Annotated in this window: 21 protein-coding genes and 2 tRNA genes; 6 read left to right on the top strand and 17 right to left on the bottom strand. The window is 59.3% G+C overall.

The genetic code is table 11. The features are described from left to right. Positions 1 to 39: 39 nt before the first annotated feature. Complete coding sequence (locus tag LQD11_RS06495) at positions 40 to 2,094, bottom strand: cobaltochelatase CobT-related protein (protein WP_238616809.1); 2,055 nt, start codon at positions 2,092 to 2,094, stop codon at positions 40 to 42. A 109-nt stretch (positions 2,095 to 2,203) separates the two neighbouring features. Further along, positions 2,204 to 2,437, bottom strand: a complete 234-nt coding sequence (locus LQD11_RS06490; protein WP_238616808.1) for a hypothetical protein — start codon at positions 2,435 to 2,437, stop codon at positions 2,204 to 2,206. 325 nt (positions 2,438 to 2,762) lie between these two features. On the opposite strand from LQD11_RS06490, the gene LQD11_RS06485 reads away from it, so the two are divergent. The 3 genes from LQD11_RS06485 (at position 2,763) to LQD11_RS06475 (ending at position 4,631) form a co-directional block, all read left to right on the top strand. After that, positions 2,763 to 3,170: a hypothetical protein gene (locus LQD11_RS06485; protein ID WP_238616807.1), complete on the top strand. Its 408-nt coding sequence runs from the start codon at positions 2,763 to 2,765 to the stop codon at positions 3,168 to 3,170. 61 nt (positions 3,171 to 3,231) lie between these two features. Continuing rightward, positions 3,232 to 3,438 (top strand): hypothetical protein, encoded by a 207-nt coding sequence (locus tag LQD11_RS06480; RefSeq protein WP_238616806.1) that lies wholly within the window; start codon positions 3,232 to 3,234, stop codon positions 3,436 to 3,438. Between the two features lie 2 nt (positions 3,439 to 3,440). Further along, positions 3,441 to 4,631: a phage integrase Arm DNA-binding domain-containing protein gene (locus tag LQD11_RS06475; protein WP_238616805.1), complete on the top strand. Its 1,191-nt coding sequence runs from the start codon at positions 3,441 to 3,443 to the stop codon at positions 4,629 to 4,631. A 243-nt stretch (positions 4,632 to 4,874) separates the two neighbouring features. Here the strand turns inward: LQD11_RS06475 and LQD11_RS06470 are convergent, their stop codons facing one another. The 5 genes from LQD11_RS06470 to LQD11_RS06450 all read right to left on the bottom strand — a co-directional run bounded on the left by LQD11_RS06470 (position 4,875) and on the right by LQD11_RS06450 (position 10,688). Beyond that, on the bottom strand, positions 4,875 to 8,360 hold the full coding sequence (locus tag LQD11_RS06470) for a hypothetical protein (protein ID WP_238616804.1): 3,486 nt from the start codon (positions 8,358 to 8,360) through the stop codon (positions 4,875 to 4,877). A 170-nt stretch (positions 8,361 to 8,530) separates the two neighbouring features. Beyond that, positions 8,531 to 9,325, bottom strand: coding sequence for a response regulator (locus LQD11_RS06465; RefSeq protein ID WP_238616803.1), 795 nt, complete (start codon positions 9,323 to 9,325; stop codon positions 8,531 to 8,533). 170 nt (positions 9,326 to 9,495) lie between these two features. Then, positions 9,496 to 9,570 (bottom strand) — tRNA-Thr (locus tag LQD11_RS06460). Between the two features lie 54 nt (positions 9,571 to 9,624). Next, positions 9,625 to 9,701 (bottom strand) — tRNA-Asp (locus LQD11_RS06455). Positions 9,702 to 9,803: 102 nt separating this feature from the next. Beyond that, complete coding sequence (locus tag LQD11_RS06450; protein WP_238616802.1) at positions 9,804 to 10,688, bottom strand: response regulator; 885 nt, start codon at positions 10,686 to 10,688, stop codon at positions 9,804 to 9,806. Positions 10,689 to 10,960: 272 nt separating this feature from the next. Between LQD11_RS06450 and LQD11_RS06445 the strand changes: the two genes are divergently transcribed. Beyond that, positions 10,961 to 11,209, top strand: a complete 249-nt coding sequence (locus tag LQD11_RS06445; RefSeq protein ID WP_238616801.1) for a hypothetical protein — start codon at positions 10,961 to 10,963, stop codon at positions 11,207 to 11,209. 1 nt (position 11,210) lies between these two features. Beyond that, complete coding sequence (locus LQD11_RS06440) at positions 11,211 to 11,762, top strand: arsenate reductase/protein-tyrosine-phosphatase family protein (RefSeq protein WP_238616800.1); 552 nt, start codon at positions 11,211 to 11,213, stop codon at positions 11,760 to 11,762. Here the strand turns inward: LQD11_RS06440 and LQD11_RS06435 are convergent. The 10 genes from LQD11_RS06435 to LQD11_RS06390 all read right to left on the bottom strand — a co-directional run bounded on the left by LQD11_RS06435 (position 11,717) and on the right by LQD11_RS06390 (position 21,951). Further along, a complete protein-coding gene (locus tag LQD11_RS06435) occupies positions 11,717 to 12,352 on the bottom strand; it encodes a response regulator (RefSeq protein WP_238616799.1) in 636 nt (211 codons plus the stop codon). The two genes, LQD11_RS06440 and LQD11_RS06435, sit on opposite strands and share 46 nt — an antisense overlap. A gap of 18 nt (positions 12,353 to 12,370) precedes the next feature. Then, positions 12,371 to 12,856 (bottom strand): response regulator, encoded by a 486-nt coding sequence (locus LQD11_RS06430; protein WP_238616798.1) that lies wholly within the window; start codon positions 12,854 to 12,856, stop codon positions 12,371 to 12,373. Between the two features lie 89 nt (positions 12,857 to 12,945). After that, entirely contained in the window at positions 12,946 to 15,195 is a 2,250-nt protein-coding gene (locus LQD11_RS06425; RefSeq protein WP_238616797.1) for an ATP-binding protein, read from the bottom strand. Positions 15,196 to 15,204: 9 nt separating this feature from the next. After that, positions 15,205 to 16,338, bottom strand: coding sequence for an FIST signal transduction protein (locus tag LQD11_RS06420; protein WP_238616796.1), 1,134 nt, complete (start codon positions 16,336 to 16,338; stop codon positions 15,205 to 15,207). Then, entirely contained in the window at positions 16,335 to 17,741 is a 1,407-nt protein-coding gene (locus tag LQD11_RS06415) for a PAS domain-containing sensor histidine kinase (protein ID WP_238616795.1), read from the bottom strand. Before LQD11_RS06415 ends, LQD11_RS06420 begins: the two co-directional genes overlap by 4 nt. Position 17,742: 1 nt before the next feature. After that, positions 17,743 to 18,369 carry a hypothetical protein gene (locus LQD11_RS06410; protein ID WP_238616794.1) on the bottom strand — a complete coding sequence of 209 codons (627 nt, stop codon included), beginning with the start codon at positions 18,367 to 18,369 and terminating at the stop codon, positions 17,743 to 17,745. A 34-nt stretch (positions 18,370 to 18,403) separates the two neighbouring features. Then, the gene (locus tag LQD11_RS06405) at positions 18,404 to 18,571 is read right to left on the bottom strand and encodes a hypothetical protein (protein ID WP_238616793.1); all 168 of its coding nucleotides are present in this window, start codon (positions 18,569 to 18,571) and stop codon (positions 18,404 to 18,406) included. A 120-nt stretch (positions 18,572 to 18,691) separates the two neighbouring features. Further along, positions 18,692 to 19,861: an MraY family glycosyltransferase gene (locus LQD11_RS06400; RefSeq protein ID WP_238616792.1), complete on the bottom strand. Its 1,170-nt coding sequence runs from the start codon at positions 19,859 to 19,861 to the stop codon at positions 18,692 to 18,694. A 224-nt stretch (positions 19,862 to 20,085) separates the two neighbouring features. Then, positions 20,086 to 20,520, bottom strand: a complete 435-nt coding sequence (locus LQD11_RS06395; protein ID WP_238616791.1) for a hypothetical protein — start codon at positions 20,518 to 20,520, stop codon at positions 20,086 to 20,088. Between the two features lie 192 nt (positions 20,521 to 20,712). After that, positions 20,713 to 21,951, bottom strand: coding sequence for an FprA family A-type flavoprotein (locus LQD11_RS06390; RefSeq protein WP_238616790.1), 1,239 nt, complete (start codon positions 21,949 to 21,951; stop codon positions 20,713 to 20,715). A gap of 258 nt (positions 21,952 to 22,209) precedes the next feature. Here LQD11_RS06390 and ppk2 point away from each other — a divergent pair, with 258 nt between their 5' ends. Then, a complete protein-coding gene (ppk2, locus tag LQD11_RS06385) occupies positions 22,210 to 23,451 on the top strand; it encodes a polyphosphate kinase 2 (protein ID WP_238616789.1) in 1,242 nt (413 codons plus the stop codon). Positions 23,452 to 23,486 lie beyond the last annotated feature (35 nt).

Genomic DNA, 23,486 nt, shown 5'->3' with positions numbered 1-23,486 from the left:
GCAGCCCGATGGGGTTACAACGGACTGCCCGCGATTGCCTTACAGGAGAACTGAACGCAGCTCCTGCATGATGCGGGTGGGAAGCTCGTTGATGTCGTTCAGGACGGCATAGTGGCCGTAAAAGTCCTTGACGGAATTGGACATGATGCCAATGCCCATCATCTTCACGCCTGCAGCCTCGATCTTCTTCACGGTCTTCTTCAGGTGCCGGCGCATGGCAGAGGTGTCCCCGTAAGCGGCCGGGTAGCCATCGGACAGCACGAACATCACCTTTCCTGGCTCGCGTCTGGACAGCAAACGCATGGCGGCGTACTCGACAGACTCACCATCAATGTTGTTACGCAGGAATGGCTTGTGAGGCATGTAGGCGATTCTGCGGCGCTGCTCCAGGCTCAGCCGCTCATTGAAGGACTTGAAGATCGGCATGTAGATCCCCTCGAACCTCGAATACTCAATGCGCTTTCCGACTTCCTCGGATTCCTTTTCGATTTCCTTCCCCAAGTCCCGCAGAGGTGGCTTGGTCGTGAAGCCAATAACCTCGTTGGGCACGCCAATGCGGTCCAATACCGAACACATGGCGTAAGCGGAAATTGCCGCCAAATTGATTGGGCCATCGCTCATGGAGCCGGAGCAGTCCACCACCAAAGATACGGCCGTCTCGATCTTCTGGCTTTCCTGGCGCTTACGAAAGACGCGGGTATCGCCAGTGCGAAGACGATACAAAGAGGCCGCATTGACGCTGCCAGAGCGCATTCCCGGCTGCCACCCGGCTTGGGTTTTCGCCACGATCAGGCGCTCCATGTTCTTCTGGAGCGTGCCCACCATTGCGGAAGTCGCATCGTCCATTTGCTTGAGGTAATCGTCCTGCCACCCACCATCCAGCTCGAATGGCTCGATGATGTCGTTATCCCTGGTGAACGGCAGGTAGTCGCTGTCGGTATGAGCGCGAATCATGTCCTCGGAAATCGCCTTCGACGTGGCTTCGTCGAAATCGCTTCCGGCCACGGCATCAAGGGCCTCGGAAATCTGCTCGATCAGGCGTTTACGCTCGGACTCTCTGACGCCATCATCTTCAGATTCGCTACCCTCACCACCCTCACCCTCTTCGTCTTCACCCTCTTCAGATTCACCCTCACCCTCACCCTCACCCTCACCCTCTTCGTCTTCACCCTCTTCAGATTCACCCTCACCCTCACCCTCTTCGTCTTCGGATTCACCCTCTTCGGATTCACCCTCACCCTCTTCGGATTCGGATTCGCCCTCTTCGGGCTTTTCTTCTTCGTCCTCACCCTCTTCGGATTCGCCCTCTTCGGATTCGCCCTCTTCGGGCTTTTCTTCTTCGTCCTCTTTGGGTTCGGGGGGCTTTGGCGCGCTCTTTTCGCCTTTGCACTTTTTCGGCGCCTCTTCGCTTTTGCCCTCTTTTTCAGTGCTCTTCTCGCTCTTGGGCGGGGAAAGCCGCTTGACGATTTCCTCGGCAAGCTCCAGCGCCTCCTGGCTACTTTTGATCTTGGCAACCCGCTCGATCACCTCTTCGCCCAGCAACTCGGGCACCTTATCCAAGAGGTGCCACTTGTCTCGCATGAAGTCCTGAAATACGGAGTGGCCGGCCCAGGCCCGCATGGCGGAAACGATGATCACGGAAAAAACCTTGCCACGGTCCCCGGATTCCAGCGCCTCACTCAGCTTGGGCTGAACGAACTTCTGGATGTAGAAGCTACCCACGCGGTCAAGATTCATGGCGCTCCCACGGAATCGCTGGCACATCATTCTTTCAATGAAAGTGTCCTCGACGACATTGTGGATCTCGGCAACCCTGCCGCCTTTGCTCCGGGCCTTGCGGACAACCTTCCAATCGGTGAAGAGTACATGGGCAACCTCGTGATCAAGGAAGCCCTGAATGGCTGCAAGCAGCTCGTCGCTGGCGTTGTCGGGGATGTAGGGCAAATTGACCCGGTAAGGTTCGCAGGTCACTTCGTTAGCCATGACATAGGCTCTCGAACCCTGCTGAGTCACTTTCAGATCCTTCTCCGCAAGGATCTGAGTAATGTTTTTCATCGCCTCACGAATGGCGATAATGTCTTTTACTTCGGCCATCTGACACCTCCTTCTCTGCGCAACAATAAGTAATTTCTGACTTAATAAATGATGCACAAAAAAAGCTGGGATCAGAAGACCCCAGCTTTTCTGCCAAAGCAGCTTCCAGTTACACTGCGGCTGGTTCGCCGCCTACGACCGCGAGACTCCCGTTGCATCCCGAAACCACCGTGAACAGTGACCCATTGCCAGCATCGCAAACCAGCAAAGAAAATTCTCCAAAGTCAACACTTTTGAGAGGCTTCAGAACTTCCGTTTCCAGGGCATCTGACAATTCCTCAAGACTTTCGATGCCCAACACTTCGGGCTTTGCGCCCTCTTGAAACGCGCCAACCTCACTCATTTGCAACCTTTTCCTCGAAAGTTACCGTACCGAGCCGTTCAGTATAGAACGAGAGTTCTTGGGTATAGACCCAGCTTTGGCGGCTATGGCTGTGCCAGAACAACCCCTGTCAATCCATGGCCCCTGTCTTGCGACACCATCAGAAAAAAAACCTCCGAATCGGAGGGATCGGCGGATCTTACACCGCCATTCATGAATTTGCCACACTCATCACATACTTGATTTTTTTTGTACCCATGTATGTAAGTCGTGGGTTAGACTATACTCAGAATCAAGCCCAGAGGGGGCTAGTACAAAAAGGCCGCAGTGTCAAGGGGAAGAAGCAATGAGGAAAAAGCAGGTTAATCTGCCTTCGATGAAGGACTATTTCAACGCGCAGCTCGAAATGTCGGAAAAGAGCCAGCGCGAGATCGCAGCAGAACTTGGCTATCCCAACGCGAACATCATGACCATGTTCAAGAAGGGAATCACCAAGATCCCGGTCAGCAAAGTCGGGCCTTTGGCAAAGGCTCTAAATGTTGACCCGGCGTACATGCTCCGAATCGCCATGAACGACTACATGCCGGAAGTCCTCGAAACCATTGAGGAAATCATGGGCGATGTCGTCACCGAGAAGGAGCGTGCGATCCTCAAGGTTATCCGTGAGGGTGCGGACGGAAAAGACGTACATATTGCCACCGAAGAACAGAAGCGGCAGCTTATCGAATGGGCGCGTAATGTAGCCGAAAATTAAACTCTTGCCAAGAAGTAACCAGTAACTTACCCTCCCCGGCTTTGTCGCGGAGGGTATTTTTATGTCCAAACGTCTCATGCTGGTGTCCGAATACCGCCATCTGCGGTTCACGCCAGGCTCACGCCCAAGCATCAACACCCTGAAGAAGTGGATCAGAGAAGGCGAATTGCCGGGCAAAAGGCTCGGGAACCTATACTACGTTGAGGTGGAGGCGGAAGCGTCTGCCGCCACGGAGGACGAACTGATCAACCGCATCCTGAGAGGGTGAGCATGGCCATCAAAAAGGGCGTTTCCGCCAACCTGCCCCCAAACGTCTACCGGAACGAATCCAAGGGCAACGTCTATTACCGCTATCACCACCCCGTCACCCGGCGCTTTTTCAGCCTGGGGAAGAATCGGGCCAAGGCTATCGAGGTGGGCAACCAGCTCAACTTGAGGTTGATGCTGAAGGGCGACAAGCCGGAGTCCCTGATTGAGCATGTCGAGGCCGGCGTGGTCAAGCCCCGCAGGATTCAGGCCATGACCCTAAGCAAGCTCATTGACGAGTACATCGTGGAACGGGTGCCTGAGAAGCGGTGGGGCAAGCAAACCGAGAAGAACTACATGGCGCTGATGGCCAAAATCAAGCGTGAGATCGGCACCAAAAAGCTGGATCAGATTGACGTGCTGACACTCTCGGACTGGCTCAAGACGATGACGCCAGCGGCACACACGAAGTACCGCACCCGCCTGATCGACATCTTTGCCTACGCCATTGCCTGCGGATACGTCAAGGAGAACCCGGCGGACGCAACCCTGGCAAAGACCTTCAGGCCCGAGGACAAGGTGCGAAAACGCCTGACTCTGGAGCAGTTCTACGCCATTCACGATAAGGCGCCGGAGTTCTTGAAGATCGCCATGGAGATCGCCCTTATTACCTTGCAGCGTCGTGGCGACATTGTGGAGATGCGCTATGACGACATCCGAAAGGATCAAGATGGCGTGCTGCGCTGGTACTTGGTGCAGAACAAGACCAAGAAGAAGTCCGATAAGGCGTTCCTGGCAATCCGGGTGACGGACGCGCTGCAGGCGGTAATTTCCAGGTCAAGGAACAACATCGCCTCGCCTTTCGTCGTGCATTACTCACCACTTCGCAAGTGTCGGGATCAAATGGCGGCCAAGGAGCACTGGACTCAGGTCACGCCGAACCTTCTGACCAACACGTTTGCCGAGGTCAGGAATGCAACCGGCCTGTTCAAGCGCCTGCAGCCGGCTGAGCGCCCCACTTTCCACGAAATCCGCTCGCTCGGAGTCCATGTTTACGAGAAAAAACTGGGGAAAAGCGAGTCCTACACGCAGGATTTGGCGGGTCATTCGGACAGAAAGATGACAGACCTTTACGCCGCAGGGCATGAGGTCCGGTACAATCTTGTCGATGCGGACCTGGATCTGGACCTTGCTAAGCGCCTTGCTGGCCGATGACGATTTTGACGCTATTGGTTGGCAAAGATCGCCTGTAACTATTTGATATTAGAGGGGTAAGCAACTGCTTACTTTTTTAACCACATTCCAGAAGAAAATGCCATAAAAACAAGAGCTTGAAGGATTGCTAGGATTATTTTGACATGGTGGGGGTCGTTGGTTCGAGTCCAATCGCGCCTACCAAAAAATGCAGTAAAAAGAGCGGCTTACGGGATACCCGGGCCGCTTTTTTTGTGCCTTCGGCTATCTCGGTCCAAATCGGGTAATGCTCTCCATGAGCATGGCCATGTCCTCCACCACATCCGGGATCGACTTGCCGCCGGTGAGCTGATGGATACGGCGATTGGCCTCCAGCGGGTCCAGCGTGTTGTTGCCGAAATCCTCCAGCACACGAACCACCTCCCCCCAGTGATTCCGGGACTGCCGAAGCGCCTCGGCAGAAGCCGGCGAGGCGGCGGTCACCCGGCCGATCTTGGCAAAATCCTTCGCCGCCCCCCTCGAAACCTCCTGCAGCCTTTCAAAATGACTCAAGGAAGGATCGTTGAGCATGTGCCAGGACTTGTAACGGGTCACATCCGCCGCCTGCTGCCCCCAGGCCCTGGAGATATTGCGTCGGTTGGAGGATAGCCAGGCCACGTCCCTGTAGCTCTCGGGATGAACGCTGGTGGTCACGTTCTCCCAGGCCTGCTGAGCACTGCGTCCGGTCACCTTGCGATAAGCCTCGTCCCAGGCCCGCTGGGCATCCCGCTGCCATTCATGCACGCCCGCGGGCCTGCCGCCTTTCTGCAATGAACGCACCAGGGCCTCATCCAGACCGATGTCATAATCCATGCCCACCGAGCCGGCACTGGCGGCATTGCGGAACTCCCGCAACGGCTGTCGATTCCAGCCACGACTGCCCATGCCCGCATGGAAACCGGCCTCCACTTCGGCATGAATCGATTTCAAATGGGCGTTGTAGGCAGCCTGGGTGCCATAGGCGCCCTGATATTTGAGAAAATTCTTTGCACTGGGATTGCCGTTGATGGCCGCCGCCTTGTTGCGAACCATGTTCTGCAGCAGGGTGATCTCACTGGCAGACCTGCCCGCCCTACCCGCCGCCAGGAGCTGTTGCTGGCTGGCCTGAAACTCTCGCACCAGACGCTCGCCCTCGGCACGTGCCCGATGGAATTCCGCCTGGGCCTGGCGATCCGCGGCCGAAGGCAGCGCCATCGGCCGCTGCCCGGCGCCGGAGGCCCCCTGGGTTTGCTGCCGAGTCCCTGCCCCACCCCCGAGCAGCTTGCTGAAGCCATATTCCATGGCCTTGGAAGTGGCAAAAGAAACCGCCCCGCGCCGGACACCCTCCATCAGGCCATCCTCCTGATAGCCGCGGACCGCCTCGGCGGCCGCGTTCACCTTGGGTCCCATGTAGGCCGCGGTCTGCAACATCGCCTCCCTCGGCCCCCCCTGTATGTACCCGGTGATGCCCTGGTAGGCCAGATTGGCGGGGCGCCCTCCGAACAACGAAGCCACCATCATGCTCCGGTTGGCCGCGGCCTGAAGGGTTTCGGCGGTTTCCACCTTGTACTGATGCCAGGCCAGTTCCTCCTCGGCCCGGGCCTGCTCCAGCTCGTGGAATCCCCGTACCTGCTGGCCGATGGCAGAGGCCATCCGCTGCACGACATCCTGATCCATTTTTTGACGCACCTCTGGGGTGAGCTGGTTTTCGATGAAGCGCCGCGCCTGTTCTCGCTCATGGTCGGGCAACATCCCGCTCAACCGATACAGGGCATCCACGCCCCGGGTGAAATCCTCCATCTGCCGCTGAGACTGGCGGATGTTCTCGATAAAGCCCTGATGGGCATAGTCATCGAACACGCTGCGGGTGCGCACCAGCGTACCGGTACGAATGGAATCGATCAGATCCTGCTCCGACTGCAGGTCGGCCATGCGGGTGATGATGCGGAACTCCAGGGCGGCACGGCGCTCCGGGTCGGTCTCTACGGCCAGCTCTTCCTGCTCCCGACGCAGATAGTGCCCGATCATGGTGATGTTGTGCTCGTGAGTCTTGATCCGCGCCTGCTTTCGCTCGGCTTCGGCCTGCGCTTCGGCCAGCTCAGCCTGCTGCCGTGCCGCCTCCTCCGAGCTCTGCGCCACGGGAGGCGCGGACGGCCGAGGCCCTGGGGCATCGCCGGTGGCCACAGTCACGCCGGCGGCGTGCCGGTCGAACAGGGCGTTGAACTGACGCAAGTCCTCTTGCAGGCTGGAATCCTCGCTCCAGGGGCGCTGACTCAGCCATTCCCGGGACGCCCGCTGAAACGCCGGCGTCAGGGCGAACGTGGTGCGCGCCATGTTCACATAGGCCGTCGTGATGGCTTCGGCCACCGCCAGCCCGGCATGGGCACCAACCAGGCGGGCGGCATTTTCCACCGGGTCTCCACCTTCCGCCGCCACCAACGCCTCCCGCTCCCGCGCCAACGCTGCCATCTTCTGTCGATACGCCCTTTCAAAGGCGGCGCTATCGATGTCGGAAGGATAGACCACCGCCTGGTTCGGATCGGTCAGCTGCCTGGCCTGGATGATCAGGGTATCCTCCCCATCCTCATCTTCGAATTCCGCGTGGAAATGCCCTCGGGAAAACCCATGGAACAGCCCCGGAATGAACGCGTGCTCCCCATCGCGCATGGGCAGTATCTGCACATACTCATGGATGCCTTCCTCCTCGTCCGGCTCACCGAGGAAAAAGGCCCGGTATTCGGGATCATCCCGATCCCCCACCGCATAGACGAGAAACAGCACGGGAAAACCGGGCAGCTCGTCCATCACCATACTGCCGGCCACACCCCCTTGCCCCACCCAAAGCCCCTCATGGGGGGCATCGGGCGGCAAGGCTTCCAGAATGGCATCGATGGCGGACTGATGACGGCGGGCGGCCTCGGCCTTCTGTTCCACCGGATCGGGCGGGTCACCCAGCGCATCCATGGCACGGGTCACGTCATCCATGCGCGCCTGCAGGGCACGCATGTAGTCCTGCTGCATCAGCGCCAGATTCAATGCCGCCCGGGTGTCCGCCTCGCTGTCATAGGCGGCCGCCAGCATGGCCTCCTCCCAGGCATCATCGAACGCTTCGGCGGCCTTCGCCTGCGCCTGACGCAACACCACGAATTCCGACAACAAGGGGATCGCCGCCTTGAAGTACGCGATGATCGATGCATCGGGAAAATCAAAATAGGGTTTCCAGTAGGCCTCGAACCGCGCCTCATCCGCCGAAGACATCGGCCCCATCATCGCCCGGGTACCTTCCATGGCAATGGAGATCAGGGCGGTGTAATGGGTCTCCCCCATCTGTTCCAACGGGAACGAGGGCGGCATCGGCAAGGCCGGCAGGGAGACAAAGGCGGGTACGGGAGCGGCCTCTCCCGCCCCTTCCGCGAGACCGAGCGTATCCTGCATCTGTTGCAGGATCGCGGTCAGGGTCCGGCGCGAAGCTTCGGGCAGATCGGCCGGTGCCCCGGTCAGTAGCCGCTCCAGGTCCCCGATCGTCATGGGCAATACATCGATGCCGGCCTGACGCAGGCGGACCAACTCCGAGACGGTCTGTGCCGGCAGCAGATCGAACCCCACCAGCGCCCGGACCGTCAGCGCCTCTTCCGTGCGCAACGCCTCCGGCAACAATGGCCCGGCGTGCAACCGTGAGGATTCCAGGGCCAAGGGCACCAGTGTACCCACGACCACAAGGCCGGACGCCAAGACAACCGACCGCCGAAGACTGCTGGAAGACAATCTGCTGGACACGTGTGCGCTCCCGTCAACCAAGAAGCTCATGGTTGTACGGCGCAAGCACCCCGTAAAGTCGACCGCGTGTCGACTTTATTATTCGGATGCCTTGACTGGGATTGATTCGATCACCGGCGACGCGGCTAGATCATCCGCCGCAACAACCTGCGTACCTGATCCACTTCGAAGGGCTTGTCGCAGATGGCGGACACTCCCGCCTTCTTTACCGAGGACAGCCGGGAGGCGTCCGACTCGGACGTCACCATCATCACAGGAATATGAACATAGGCGGGGTTGCCGCGGATCTCGTTGACCAGGGCCTGGCCATCCATGACCGGCATGTTGTAATCGGTCACCACCAGGTCATACTCATGCCGGCGCAACTGCTCCAGGGCCAGGGCACCGTTTTCCACCTGGTCGATGTGCTGTATCCCCACATGCTCCAGCACCCGGGACAAATGATTGCGCGCCATGCGGGAATCATCCACCAGCAACACCCTCACGTCGGCGATGTCCCGATCCTCCAGTTCCAGTTCCTCTTCCTCCAGATAATCCAGGGTCACCGTCAGGGCCCGTTCCAGATCATCTCGATCAAAGGGCTTGGGCAGCAGGGCCAGCACGCCGCTCTGACGCACCGCATCCAGCTTGTCATGGTGCTGCTCGCTGGAAATGACCATCTTGGGCACCTCCACCAGGCGCGGGTCCTCCAGCATCCTGGCAAACAGCTCGGGTGCTTCCATGTCCGGCAGGTAGAAACTGGAAATCAGCAGGTCCGGTATGTAGGTGGCCATGAGTTCAAGGGCGGCCGCCGCGCTGCCCACGCTTTCGATCTTGAGGATATGCCCCTCGGACAGCAGCCGGATGATGATCTGGCGCTGTGTCCGTGACGGCTCGATGAGCAAGATGGCCAGATCTTCCACACACACCCTTTGACGCATGAATCAGTCCCGTTCCGGTTAACCAGGATTGGATGCCGATGCCGCACACAGGGGGTGCATCGGTACCACGGAACCATCATGCCTCATTCAGGCAAGATGCTGAAGACGAGAAACGCAGGAACATGCCGCCGGACAACTCAGGGGGCATGGGAGACAGATAGGAGGGGGGGTGGTGCCCATGGGCAGGATCGAACTGCCGACCTCTCCCTTACCAAGGGAGTGCTCTACCACTGAGCCACATGGGCAAGACACTTGAAAAACAATACACCCTGCAGCCTTCTGCTCCAGGGATTCAAAAATGGCGGAGTGGACGGGACTCGAACCCGCGACCCCCGGCGTGACAGGCCGGTATTCTAACCAACTGAACTACCACTCCAGATTGCTTCACCACACTGCCTGTGTGATGGAGGCGCATTATAACGGCTTTTTTGAAAAATGCACGAAAAATTTCAATCGCCGAATCGGTGCCGATCCAGGCTCAAATCTCCAGCAGGCTGTCGCTGGCGCACGCCTCCAGGAAGCCTTCCATTTTTCTCGCCGCCTCGTCGGTCAGCCACAGGAACACACGACGCCGGTCGGAAGGATCACGCTCCTTGCGCACCAACCCCCGGTTGACCAGGTCCTCCACGTGGCGCAGCGCGGTGGTCAGCGGGATGCCGGACCCCACCGCCAGACTGGACACATAATCGGGCCGGTTGGCCAGCCGGGCAATCATCAGATCCACCATAATGTTCCAGGTTGCCCCGGAGCACAGTTCCGGGTCAAAAAAACGGCCGCGCAGGGCGCGGGCTTCCGCGGCATTTTTCAGGATGCGCCGGGCACCGGCACTGGCCAGCCCGCCGTCCTTGCCGTCAGCCGCCGTCCGGCTACCCCCCCTGACCGATTCCGGCTCGATATCTTCCTTTTCCGAATGCAGGTAGCGTAGACGGGACTCAATCTTGCTGAGTTGTCCCTGGGTGATGCTCAGGACTTCCCTGAGCTGACGCTTTTCCAGATCCCGGCGCAGGGCACGCCGCACCGCCAGGATGAACTCCTGCTCCCGGAATGGCTTGAACAGGAAATCGGCCGCCTCCATGCGCAATGCACTTTGCACATGATCACGGGAGGCGTAGCCGCTCATGAAGACGATTTCAGCACGATCCTCCCCCTGGCTCTTGGTCAGGGCCCTGACCAGATCCATACCGTCCCAGCCGGGCATCCGGATGTCGGATACCAGAATGCGAATGCCGATGTCCTGTTCAAGGCATTCCAGCGCCTGGCGAGGGTCCGTTCTGACGATGGGATCGAAGCCGGCGCGCTTGAGCATCGCCTCCAGTTCCTCAAGGATATCCGGCTCGTCATCCAGAACCAGCACCCTGCTCATTTCATGATTCGGCAGTGCCTTCAAGCCACATCCCTCGCGCGTTGCACTTCTGAAAATATCCAAAGCCTTAATTAATTTGGATATTTTATCCTTTGCAATGCAGTAGTGACAGGACGATGACCACCCAATAGTTCCAAATCCGAGCCTTTTGTCGGAAAACACGGGAAGCGACATACACCTGAAGCGAGCCACCTCCGGAATGGATTCTTTTTCATTTCCATTCCGGGCACGGCAAAGGCATCGTTAAAACCTGACACTTCAGGGATCTTGAAATGACACACATCGTGCATCGGCCGGCCGCAGTCTATCGCAGCGTGGAAACCCTGCTCCCCAAAAGCCCTCAGACCCCGATGCAGATCAATCTCATTCTTGTGAATGACGACAAGGACCTGAAGCAGGATCACGGCATCCAGCGACGGCATGAAGATCCACAGGTCAGTCTCATGATCGCCATATCCGCGGTCACGTTACTGATCAGCATGGTGATCTTCACCCTGAGCTACCTTCTGTGGGTCATCTGACATGATCAAGCGCCCCCTGGACATCCTCATCATCACGGGAGAAGGCCACAGCCTTGGCAACGTGATCGTCGCCCTATTCCAGCATACCGCCCGATTGCCCCCGGATACCCGCATTCGGTCCATGAGCCTGACCTCACACCCGCCCGCGCCGACCCGGCCACAGCTACGGGACATTCTGCACCCGGTCGGCATTGAACCCGATCAGACAACGGGCATGGCATTCAGCCGGTCCGCCCTGATCTCGGCCACCCATGTCCTGGTACAGGACAACCGTCAAAAACAACACCTCATACAGCAGTTCCCCGACTGCCGGCACAAAATCTTCAGGGTTGCACAATGGAGTTCACGGGAACTCTTCGAGCCGGACCCTGATGACCGGGAAAACCTCCTCGACGTCATCACCCGAATCTCCGAATCCATCGGCGGCTGGTGTGCGGCTCTCAATCGTGCCGGCGCCCGGTCGCTTCCGCAGACGGTTTCGGACACGTCCATGGCCCCGGTGCCCTCCTACAGGGTCACCGGCGGCAACACCCCTTCCCTGTACAGGGCCTGAATCACTTCTTCCAGGTTCTCCTCGGGCACCAGAGATTGCAGAATCGAGCGGGCCTCCTGGGCTGAAATGGAGGGTTGGCAGCCGGGAATGCCTTGACGCAGCAGTTGCATCCTCAACCGGGTCAGGGCGCATCCTCTCAGGACCACGTCACGAAAGCCCGCCATATCCGCGGGCTTGAGCAGAAAGTCATCCACCTTCTTGCGAAAGATACCTCGGATGAACGCCTGCTCCACGCTCCCGGTCATGACCACCAGCGCAGGGATGAGCCATCCATGGTGAGTGTAAAACCGTCGGACATGATCCACCAGCCAGAACCCGTCTCCCTCGGGCATCATCAGATCGATGAGGATGCAATCAGGCCGAAAACCGTCGTGCAGGAGCAGCAACGCCTGCTCGGATGACTCCACCGGGACACTCTCCACGCCCCGCCTTTCCAGATCGGAGATCAGCTCCTGGGAAATGCCCTGCTCATCTTCAACGATCAGCACCCGCAATGCCGAGCAACCATTCCCTGTCCCGGCGCTATCGCCGCCGGAGATCTCGTCACGATAACGCAAGCCGCCGCCATGAAACTCGTTTGCAATCGTCATCAGCCCTGCTCACGCCGGTTATTGACTGACCAGAGCATCGTGGACATCCAGACTGGCCCGGGTGATTTCCCGTAGCTGGCGGATGGTTACCGGCTTGTTCAGAAAGGCAAAGGCACCCTGGGTCCGAGCTTCCTCGGCCAGCACGGGCGTACCATGCCCGGTGATGACCACCACCTGAATGCCATGGTGGGCACGCCAGCTTCGGAAGGCGGGATCCTTCAGCAACTCCATGCCGCTGCCGTCCGGCAGGCGCAGATCGAGGAACACGATGGAAGGCGGCGGGTCATCCATCATCAGACGCCTGGCCTCGCCCAGATTGGCTGCATGCCAACACAGGATGCCCATCCTGGAAATGGCCGAAGCCAGCTCGCTGCGGATCAGACCATCGTCCTCGACGATCAGCGCCCAGCGATCCAGGGAATGGCTGGAGTTTCGGGGATGAGAGTTCAAGTGGTTGATGAAGGCGATCTCTTCGGCGGTCAGAGGCGATTGATTCTGCTGCATGGCCAAGCTTCCGATTTTTCACGCTATTAGAGCATGTCCGGAACCGACCGACCGATCATACCCATCCATTCTGGAAGCATTCCAGACATTCAGGCATGCCCCTCGCCCAGCCACTTCTCCAGAATCAGCGCCAGCTCCTTGCGGGTATAAGGCTTGGGCAGCCAGTCATCCATACCGATCTGCAGATATCCGTCCCGCTGTTCCGTGGTCAGGGCCGCGGTCAGGGCAATGATGGGCACCCGGCGTCCCGCCCTTTCCTGTTCACGAATGATCCGCGTCGCCTCGATGCCGCTCATCACCGGCATCTGGCAATCCATGAGCACCAGATCAAAGTCAGAAGACAAAAACGCATCCACACCTTCCCGGCCATTGCAGGCAGACTCCACCTCGCACCCCAACAGCTCCAGGGTTTCCACCACCAGTTCCCTGACATCCGCGTTGTCCTCCACCAGCAGGATCCGGGGTTTGCGGGGCTTGTCGGGCTGAGCCGGTCCGGCACTCCCCGCTTCCACGATCGGAAACATCTCGAAGAAGCCGCTGGGGTCGCGATCTTCAAGGCAGGCCTCTTCCAGGGTCAGGTAAAACCGGACCTCGGTACCCTCACCGACCACACTGCTCACCTCGACATGCCCTCCCATCGCATGGAGCAGATTGCGCACGATCGGAAGCCCCAGGCCCGTACCTCCCTCTCCAATGGTGCCGGAACCGGGGTCACGCACCTGAAAGAACGGCTCAAACAGATGCTGGATGACATCAGGGGCGATACCGATGCCGGTGTCCCTCACCTCGAAGACCAGGGGATGGAAACCAGAGGGCACGGCCTTGTCCGGATCACGCCGCACGCGCAGGGTAATGAAGCCGTTCTGCGTGAACTTGATGGCATTGCCCACCAGATTCCACAGGATCTGTCGCATCCTGAGCACATCCACCAATACCGCTTCGGGCAGATCCGGGGCCAGATCCACCACCACCACGTTGTCCCGCTTATTGGCCGCCGTTTCCAGGACATGCAGACTGTCGCGCAGTACGCGATACAGATCGACCACTTCATGAGTGATGCGAACCTGCTCGGACTCGATCTCACTGAAGTCCAGGATGTCATTGATGATGCTGCGCAGGGCTTCCCCGGAGCGCACCAGCGACCGGGCATGCCGACGCTGCTTCGCGTCCAGCGGAGAATCCAGCAACAGCTCCGCCATCCCGAGCATCGCCGTGATGGGGGTACGAATCTCATGGCTCACCGTGGCCAGAAAACGGGATTTCGCCTCGTTGGCCGCCTTGGCCTTCATGGCCAGCTGATTGGCCTCGTCACGGGACTGGATGAGGGCCTCTTGTACCCGGCGAATCTCCCGCTGCTGCCGGCGCCGGATCTCAGCATTGGCAAACATGTCCGCCATGGTGCGCAGGATGGCCACATCGATGCTTCCCCACTGGCGATGCTGATGCACGGCATCAAAACCGACAAACCCCTCGCAATGGCCGTCCTTGCCCATGATGGGAATGGTGATATTGCTCCGGATGCCCTGAGGTTCGAGGGCATGACGCAGGGATGACTCCGGAGGCAACGCCGGCACATCGGGTACGTAATGCACCTCCCCGGCCCGATGTGCCTCCACCCAGGCCTCCAGTCCTTGCAGTGGAAACTGCTGCAGATTGGCCAGCTCGCTGGAAATACCTGGCGCGCACCACTCATGGGTATTGGTGGCGGTATAGGCATTCAGGTCATAGGAAAACAGGAAGGCACGATCGGCCCGGACCAGGCTGCCGATCTGTTCCAGTCCCGCATTGATCAGCGGATCCAGCTCATTCTCCTGCGCCGTCATGAAGCGCATGGAAAAATGGGTCAGCAGACGCTCGAACTCCCCCCATTTTTCCAGTTCCTCGCTTTGCTTGCAGGCCAGGCAGGCCTGAGCCAGCTTGTCGGCAACCGCGCAGAATGACTCGCAGAAGGAGACCGGCAAAGGTTCGCTGGAGAAGGTGATCAGCAGACCGTAACCCGGTAATTGAAATACATGAACGCTGCCGCGTTCATGCTCAAGGATCAGAAAGCCGGAACCTCGCCGAGCCTCAAGCATGGCCCACAGTTGGTCACATCGTTGCTCGCGCAGAAAGTCGGCAAATGCGGCATCGGCGGACAGCCGCATGGGCATGCAGCGCATGACCGGCCAGCGGGACTGCCTGGGCCCCTCGCGGTCCTGCCGCAGCACGGCCGCCCCCAGACTGTTGGTCGACCGGACCAGGGTCGCCAGGCAGATCCCGAGCATGGAATCAAGCTCAAGGCTCCTGCCCACCGACAGGGAAATCTGCAACAAAACCTGCGTTTCAACGACCAGATTCACACCGGCGACTCAATGCTGTGATCCCAGCAGTCCAAGGACGATGGTCTTGTTGTAAAACTCCAGACACTCCTGACCATTATTGGCAATCTCGCCGATGGACAGAATCCCCACCATGGGATAATCACGCTGCATCTTGCGCAGCTCGGAAGGAAATTTGTCCTGAAGGTACAAGGATCGGGAAATACAATCACAGACAAACCCCAGCGCCGGCAGCCCCTGCCCCGGGTACAACCGCTCGGCCGCCTTCACCACCGAATCCGCCGCCTGTGTCAGATCCCGCACATCTCCATGCAGGATTTCCACATAACCTCCCTCGGGCACATCCCCCACACAGACCAAGGCACCCTCCTCATCCAGGCTCAGTGGGTCACGCACCACGAACTCCCCCCGCAAACGGCAGATGCCCAGTGGATAGCCCTTGGCCACATCAAAGAAATTGTCGGCACGGATACGAACTCCGGAATGGGCCGCGATCAGTTCCGCATACACGTCCAGGGCCGGCCGGGAATTCAGGGACAGAACCCGGTTCCTGAGGGACTTGGAAACCTTGACCGGCGAAGAGATCGATCGCCACCCGTGGGAAACACCGATGCCGGACTTGAGGTTCATCAGGGCCATGATTGCGCCATCCTTGAGCAGGCCGTCACCGGTGAACAGGCACGGGGTTTCGGGGCAGGACAGGTTCCCGGCCCCGCCTCCCAGATAGTTGCAACTCAGGCCCATGCCGTCAAACACGCCGGAGATCAGCTTGGAAATATGGCTTGAAAAGCCGTTCACCAGCACAACCATGACGGCATCCTGCTCCTGATGACAGGTAAAAGCCCCCTCCAGAGACAAGGCGATGGACTGCTCCGAAGCCGCCGCCAGATCCGGTACCACGACCATGGTCGGCGCCTGCGACAGGGCCACCACGATGGTGCCACGCTCAAAACGCTGGCCCTCATACAGCAGCCCAGGAAAGATCCCGCCGAACACAGGCAGTCGTTGGGCGCGCATCAGGGCTTCCAACCGCGGCGGCGTCCAGACATTGTCCACGCAGGCCAACACCATCAGGCCGGCGCATCCCGGCATGTTCGACGCCGCCTTCATCAGGTGCGCCATCCCGGTCAGGGTGCCGGTTTTGTCAAACAGGGCTCCGATCATGGGGTCGCTTGCTCCGGCTCCACGGCGGGCAGAACGATCTGGAACACGGCACCATCCTCCGTATTGCAACAATCAAGGTGGCCGCCAAGATCCCGGATGATCCCGTAACTGATGGAAAGTCCAAGCCCGGTACCCTGCCCCACCGGTTTGGTGGTAAAAAACGGTTCAAACAGATGTTCCATGGCTTCCTCGGAGATGCCACCGCCATTGTCACGGATTTCCAGTACCGCCTCCTTCTTCCCACAGCCCGAGTCGCGAACAAAGGTGCGCAGCCAAACCCGGGGATGGTAATCATCACGCCCCTCCTGGGAGGCCAGGGCGGTCCGCTCCCTGAGGACATCCCGGGCATTGCTGACGCAGTTGAGCAGTACCTGCTCCAGTTGCTGAAGCTTTCCATTCACCAGGGCCGGCGGCTCCTGGTGGGACACTTCATGCCGAATCCCGCTCATGAGCAACTGCTGTCCCACCAGGGACAGGACACCCTCCGTGACCTCGGACAGAGAAAGCACCCGACACTCCTGTTCGGAGCGCCGGCCAAACACCCGCATGTGATCGATGATGTCCGCCGCGCGACGGGCCTGATCCGTCACCCGGTTGAGTCGTGCCCGCACATACGCCACGCTTGCCGGCGTCAGTTCGGCATCCTCCAGGACTTCATAGGCGTTATCCGCCGCCAACTGGATCACCTGCAGCGGCTGGTTCAGCTCGTGGGCCACCCCCGTGGTCATCTCCCCCAGGGTCGCCATCTTGGCCGCCTGCACCAGCTGCGACTGGCTGTACTTGAGTTCGCTGATATCCATCATCAGGCAGACCATTTCCGGGTTCTCGCCGACCGGATCTTCCAGCAGACTGATATTCATGTAGAGCCAAACCTGGCGATTGTTGCAGTCCTTGAAACGCAACTCTTCCTTCACATAGCCCCGCAGGTGTACCGCACGGAACATCCCTGCCAGTTTGTCCGCATCCACCGGATGCACGCGCTCAAAGAAGGCAGTGGAATCTGGAATGGCATTCAGACCGATGAATTCTTCAAATCGGCCGTTGGCAAAGGTGGTTTTCACCGCGCCATCCGTTTGCGCCCGTCCGCACCAGATGGCGATGGGCGCGTTGAACACCAAGCGCTGCAGCCGCTTTGACTGCATCTCCACCTGATGCCGCTCCTCGCGCAGGGCCAGGGACAGGTTCACCAGGGCCTGATTGAGCACATCCGGCTCCAGGAGCCGGGTCGCCATCCTCGGCACCGTCTGTTCCTCGGTCAAACCCTGCACCGCAACGGCAGTCTGCATCAGCGAACGGCTGATCACGACACTGAACCAGTGTGCCAGCATCAGGCCGGACAACAGCATCAGTATCGACAGGGCCAGATAGTCCAGAAAGGCATGAGTGGAGCGCAGCCACGCCATGTCATCGCCCAGCAGGTAGGCATGGAAAAAAAATGAAAACGACGGCGGGCAGCAGGGTCATCAGCACGAAAAGGTTGAATACGACCGCGCGAATGGAATACACCCGCTGCCGGATGGGCTCGGCAATATCCATCAGATCGCGCTTGAATACCAGCACGATCAGTCCTGCCGTCGCGGCGGCTGCCACCCCGTTCAAGGCCTGCTTGAACAACACCACCGCAGCGGCGAGTTGGTCCAGACGCGGATCGAACTGATGCACCAACCACCACAGGGGCAAACCCAACAACCCCCAGAAGGCAATATCGGCCACCGGCAGCATGAGATGCCGGCGATGGACCAGCCAGGCCACCACCAGCATCTCCAGCAGCAGGACCAGGACTGCAAGCACGGTGTGCCACAGCCAGAGGGTCGGCAAGGCAACGATGGCGGTCGCCAGCAATGCCCATCGGGTTCCGAACAGAATGAGGACCAGGAAGGCCGCCGCCAGGCCTGGCAGCAGGTACAGCTGAAGTGGCAGACCCGGATGGTGCAGCGACACCATCGGGAACAGATTGAGCGCGGCACCCAGGCCGCCCAGCAGCAGCGTCCACAACCAGCGCTGCCACTGGGGGGACCGGATACCTGGCATGAACATCAGTGACAAAAGCGGGAAATAAGAAGCATCATCCCTTCAGTTTATCGGGACTTGAGTTCAGTACGGAAGTCACGGCACTGGAATCATCTTCATCACGGCGCCGGGCGGCCATGGCCAGCAAGGCTGCCAGCACCATGCCGGCGGCACCGCCCAGCATCAGAGCCGCATAGACCGCAAGCCAGCAATTGATTTCCATCACATACCCCACGTTTCGGTTCAGTACCCGGCACCGGCCGTGCCAAGCCTGGTGGACTATAAGCCCGAAATGGCGGCAATCACAAAAACGAAGCATCCATTTCGGATGGATCGATCCAAATCACCTCCTCTTCACGTTTTCAATAGACAAATCAACCACCTGTCTGGTTCGCACCGAATCGGTCGCTGGGCTGGGAATGGCGGGCCGGCCCACGCGCAACCATTCCGCCGTCACCGTAAGGGCCGCTATCAGCGCCACCCACAGCAAGGTCATGACCAGGGCCGATGTCGCAAACAGCGCCTGCCAGATGCCCGTGCCGACCATGACGGCCTGCACACCCAGCATGACCGCCAGGGTCTGATTGACGCCCAGGCCGCGAGCCTGCAGCAGGTGATGAAGGTGATCGTGCCCAGGCTGAAAAGGCGAAGCACCGGCAGCCATGCGCTTGAGCATCACGCGCAGGGTATCGATGACGGGAAGCCCGAGGAACCACAGGGCGGCCGTGGCCGGAATGAGGGCATCGGTCGACTGGCTCATGACGATCACCCAGTAGGCCATCAGGAACCCCAGGGTGGTGCTGCCGGCATCGCCGAGAAAAACCAGCCCACGGGGACGCCCCAGGCGCATGTTCAGCAACAAGAAACCAGCCAGTGCGCCGAGCAGAATCAGTAGCAACATCCCCTGTGCGCCGAGGTCGGCCATGAACAGCACCGCCGCCAGCCCTGCCAGAGACACCACCCCCAGTCCGGCGGCCAGGCCATCCATGCCGTCGATCATGTTGAAGGCATTGATGCATCCCACCACGGCAAAGAGCGTCACCAGAGCGGCCACGGCCCATCCCCAGACACCGAACACGTCATTCAGTGCAAACAGGCCGATATCCAGAATCAGAACGCCGGACCACGCCATCATGCCCACGGCAAGGATCTGCGCCACCAACCGCAGTCGGACGGAAACGGGTCTGGCATCATCCACCGCGCCCACCACCAGCAACAGCAGCAGGGCCGACAGCACCCCGGGAGGCAGGAGAAGCACTTCGCCCGCGCCCGACAGGTGCCAGGCCCAGACCGGCAATGTGCAAAGCAGCAAGGTGAGGATGACGGCAATGCCGCCGATGAGCGGAGTGGGTGTGACATGGGTTTTGTGAGCACCGGGATGATCCAGCAAACCGAAATAATCGGTACCCACTTTCAGACTGAGAGCCAGGGAGACAACGACGACAATCATCGCCGTCAGCATCATGACCATCGGCATCCATTCCGATGAAGGGAAAAACTGTACAAGCAGCATGTCCCGTTCCGCACTGCCCATGCATACTCTCCCTTGAAAAGACCGAAACCATCAGCGAGTGAAAAACCAACATCACCCGATGCGCTGAACGTCACTCTTTTCTCAAGTTAGCAGCATGAAACCAGGGCACAACAAAAGACTGATTCAAAATGAAAGTGATAACTTAAAAAACAAGCAATAAAAGTAAAACCGGAAAACCAGAAACCTCCATTTTGAACATAAAATCAATCCTTACCCTCTGTATCGGAAGGATTTTTCCTGGAATGCCTCATTAACCAGTCCGACAGGTAAATCAGCCTCTGACGCTGCGGCAAGGTCAGCTCCCCCAAACGCCTGTAGAGCCGGATCAGACCAAATACTTCCTCATAGACACGTCCTTCCCATGGTGAAATACCCTGCAATGCAAGGATGGCTTCATCATCCTCCCTGGACTCGAATCCCTCATGAAACCACAGCACCTCCCACCGCCCGTCAGGCAGCTTGTGCAGGGTGCTCATGGGACAGTCATGATGCGTATTGGGCCATGACTGAGGGACGCCATTCGAGGGTCCTGAAAAGTCATCGGTGATCAGGCCGCAATCATGCAACTGCTCCCATGTACCGATGAACCGGGTATAGGCAAGGCTATCCTCCAGCCGCCCCGATACCGCCTCGATCATGAAAATATTCTCCTTACATTCACCCGCTGTGCCGATTCGATGAATCGTCAAAAAGTATCCATTGACTGTAAACAGGTTCAAACCGTATCGCAGCGAATGAATGGTCCATTCTGAAACCAAAAAAAAACCCGGCAGCATGCACTGCCGGGCAAGGTACTGCCCCTTACACACCCGAATCGGACGACACGCCGGTCAGGCCGCCTGTCGACGTGCCTCCTTCAACTTCAGCCCCATGGACCGACCATACTCGCGGCAGGCCGCCAGGGCGTCCTCATCCGGGGCAAATCGCACAAACACCCCCTCCCCCTGCATCTTCAGCTTCAACTGCTCCAGACTGGACGGAATGATCCTGGCCGCCTCTCCGCTCCAGCCATAGGAACCAAAGGCACCGCAGAGCTTGCCCTTGTCCCGCACCGGGTTGATCACCGCAAACAGCTTGTATACCGGCAACAGGATGTTCTGGTTGATGGTGGGACAGCCCACCACCACCGCCTGGCAGCGGGCCATGTGCTCTTCCATCTCGCCCAGGGCCATCGTCTCGATATCCGCCACCTGCACCTGGAACTCACCGGCACTACCGAGCCCCTCGGCGATGGCCCGGGCCATGGCTTCGGTATTGTGGTGGGCCGACACATAGGGCACGAACACATAGTCCTGATACGGATACTGCAATGCCCGGCGCGCGTGAACCTCGGTCAGATCCACCCACTTGCGCCAGTCGGACATCAGCAACGGCCCATGCCCCGGAAGTATCCCCCGCACATCCAGTCCCCGCACCTGCTCGATGGCCTTGAGCATGAAACGGGAAAACGGCTTGAGGATGACGTCAAAGTAATACTGGAAGGCTTCGCTGAAATCCCCCACCCGGTCATCGAGCATGGCCGCATGGGCATAATGGCAACCGAAGGAATCACAGGAAAACAGCAACCCATCCTCCCGCAGGTAGGTGTACATGGTGTCCGGCCAGTGCAGATGGGGCGCGGCCACGAACTGCAGGGTCTTGTTGCCCAGATCCAGCGTGTCGCCGCCCTTCACCACCTGGTGGGGGAAATCACGCCCCAGGAACTCACGCAGATACCCGATCCCCAGCCGGCTGGCCACCACCGTGGCATTGGGGGCCAGCTCCAGCAGACGGTCCAGACAGCCGCTGTGATCCGGTTCGGTATGGTTGAAGACAATGTAATCGATCAGCGCCGGGTCGATGACCTGACGGATCTTCTCCACATAAACATCGAAAAAGTCCGCCTTGACCGCGTCCACCAACACCTTCTTGTCCGCATTGATCAGATACGCGTTGTAGGTCGTGCCATGTTCCGTGGTCATGACCACATCGAAGGTGACGATGTCATGATCCAGCACACCGACCCAGTGGACATCGGGACACACCTCAATGCCGGCACGATCCTGCCGCTCTTCACACGCTGTTCTCATCCCACTTTCCTTATTCAGGCTTTGCCAACCCGCCATCATAGCAGCCGGAAGACAAAATTTAGACTTACCCTAAATCATTCCCGATACGCCCGACGGAAAAACCTTCCAGAGCGGATCATGACCGCTCAGGATCTGGCCATCCCCTCCGGAGTGGAGGATTTCCCGTCTGAAACCCGCCCTTCGCTGCCTACACTGGGCACAGACATCCAGCCTGTGCCGTCTCGGCAGGGGCGCTTTCCAGGCGCAAAGAGGAGAACCATGGCCAGCACTCCCGACCCGAAGCCCAAAGCACGCAGAACTCAAGGCAAGAAAACCGTCGCCCGTGGGAAATCCACTCCCCCCCGCTCATCCAGCATCGACAGCGGCGACATCTCCCCGGATCTCAGCCAGCGCGGCATCCAGCAGTTCGAAGCCCGGGAATCCACCCAGGGCGCCCAGTTCAAATTGGAGTCGGTGCTGCTGGATCTGGGCCGCAAGGGCAAAAAACGTAAGCAGCACACCTCGGAACCCAAGGAACTGGAACGCCTGGCCACCGGTCTGACGGCCATCGTGGACGGTGCCGCGCCCGACGATCTGGCCTTGCTGCGACGTGCCCTCTGGCATCACGAACGAAGCCAGGGGGCGCCGCCGGGCAGCGGCGGTGACGACGCCCTGGCCAGCAACTGGCGCGAAGGCGGTTACCCCTATCGAAACCGACTACGCCGCAAGAGCTATGAAAAGCAGAAATACGACCTGCAGGTGGAACTGCTCAAGCTCCAGCACTGGGTCAAGGAAACCGGCAGTCGCGTGATCATCCTGTTTGAAGGCCGCGATGCCGCCGGCAAGGGCGGCACCATCAAACGCTTCATGGAGCACCTCAATCCCCGCGGTGCCCGCGTGGTGGCCCTGGAAAAGCCCACTGACATCGAGGCCGGTCAGTGGTACTTCCAGTGGTACTTCCAGCGCTACATCCAGCACCTGCCCACCCGGGGCGAGATCGTCCTGTTCGACCGTTCCTGGTACAACCGGGCCGGAGTGGAGCGAGTGATGGGCTTTTGCAGCGACGAGGAATACAACGAATTCATCCGCCAGGTACCGGAATTCGAGCGCAATCTGGTGCGCTCGGGCATCCACCTGATCAAGTTCTGGTTCTCGGTCAGCCGGGAAGAACAGCGCCGGCGGTTCAAGGAACGGGAAGTCCATCCCCTGAAGCAATGGAAGCTCAGCCCCGTGGACCGCGCCTCCCTGGACAAGTGGGATGACTACACCCGGGCCAAGGAAGCCATGTTCTTCTACACCGACACGGCGGAATCCCCCTGGATCGTGGTCAAGTCCGACTGCAAGAAGCGGGCGCGGCTCAACGCCATGCGTCATGTCCTGCACCATCTCCCCTATCAAAACAAGGACGTCAAGCGCTTGGGCCTGGTCGACCCCCTCATCGTCGGCCGCGCCAGCATCAGCGACGACATCGAAGACCGAGACACCATCGACATGGTGAAAAGGATCTGGCAAGACGCCTGACCCGCAATACCCCACCCCTCATCCCCAGCCCTTCT

The sequence above is a fragment of the Ectothiorhodospira shaposhnikovii genome (assembly GCF_022227765.1).
Lineage (GTDB): Bacteria > Pseudomonadota > Gammaproteobacteria > Ectothiorhodospirales > Ectothiorhodospiraceae > Ectothiorhodospira.
Note: the sequence above shows the minus strand (reverse complement) of the source record. Positions and strands in the feature narration are given on the sequence as shown.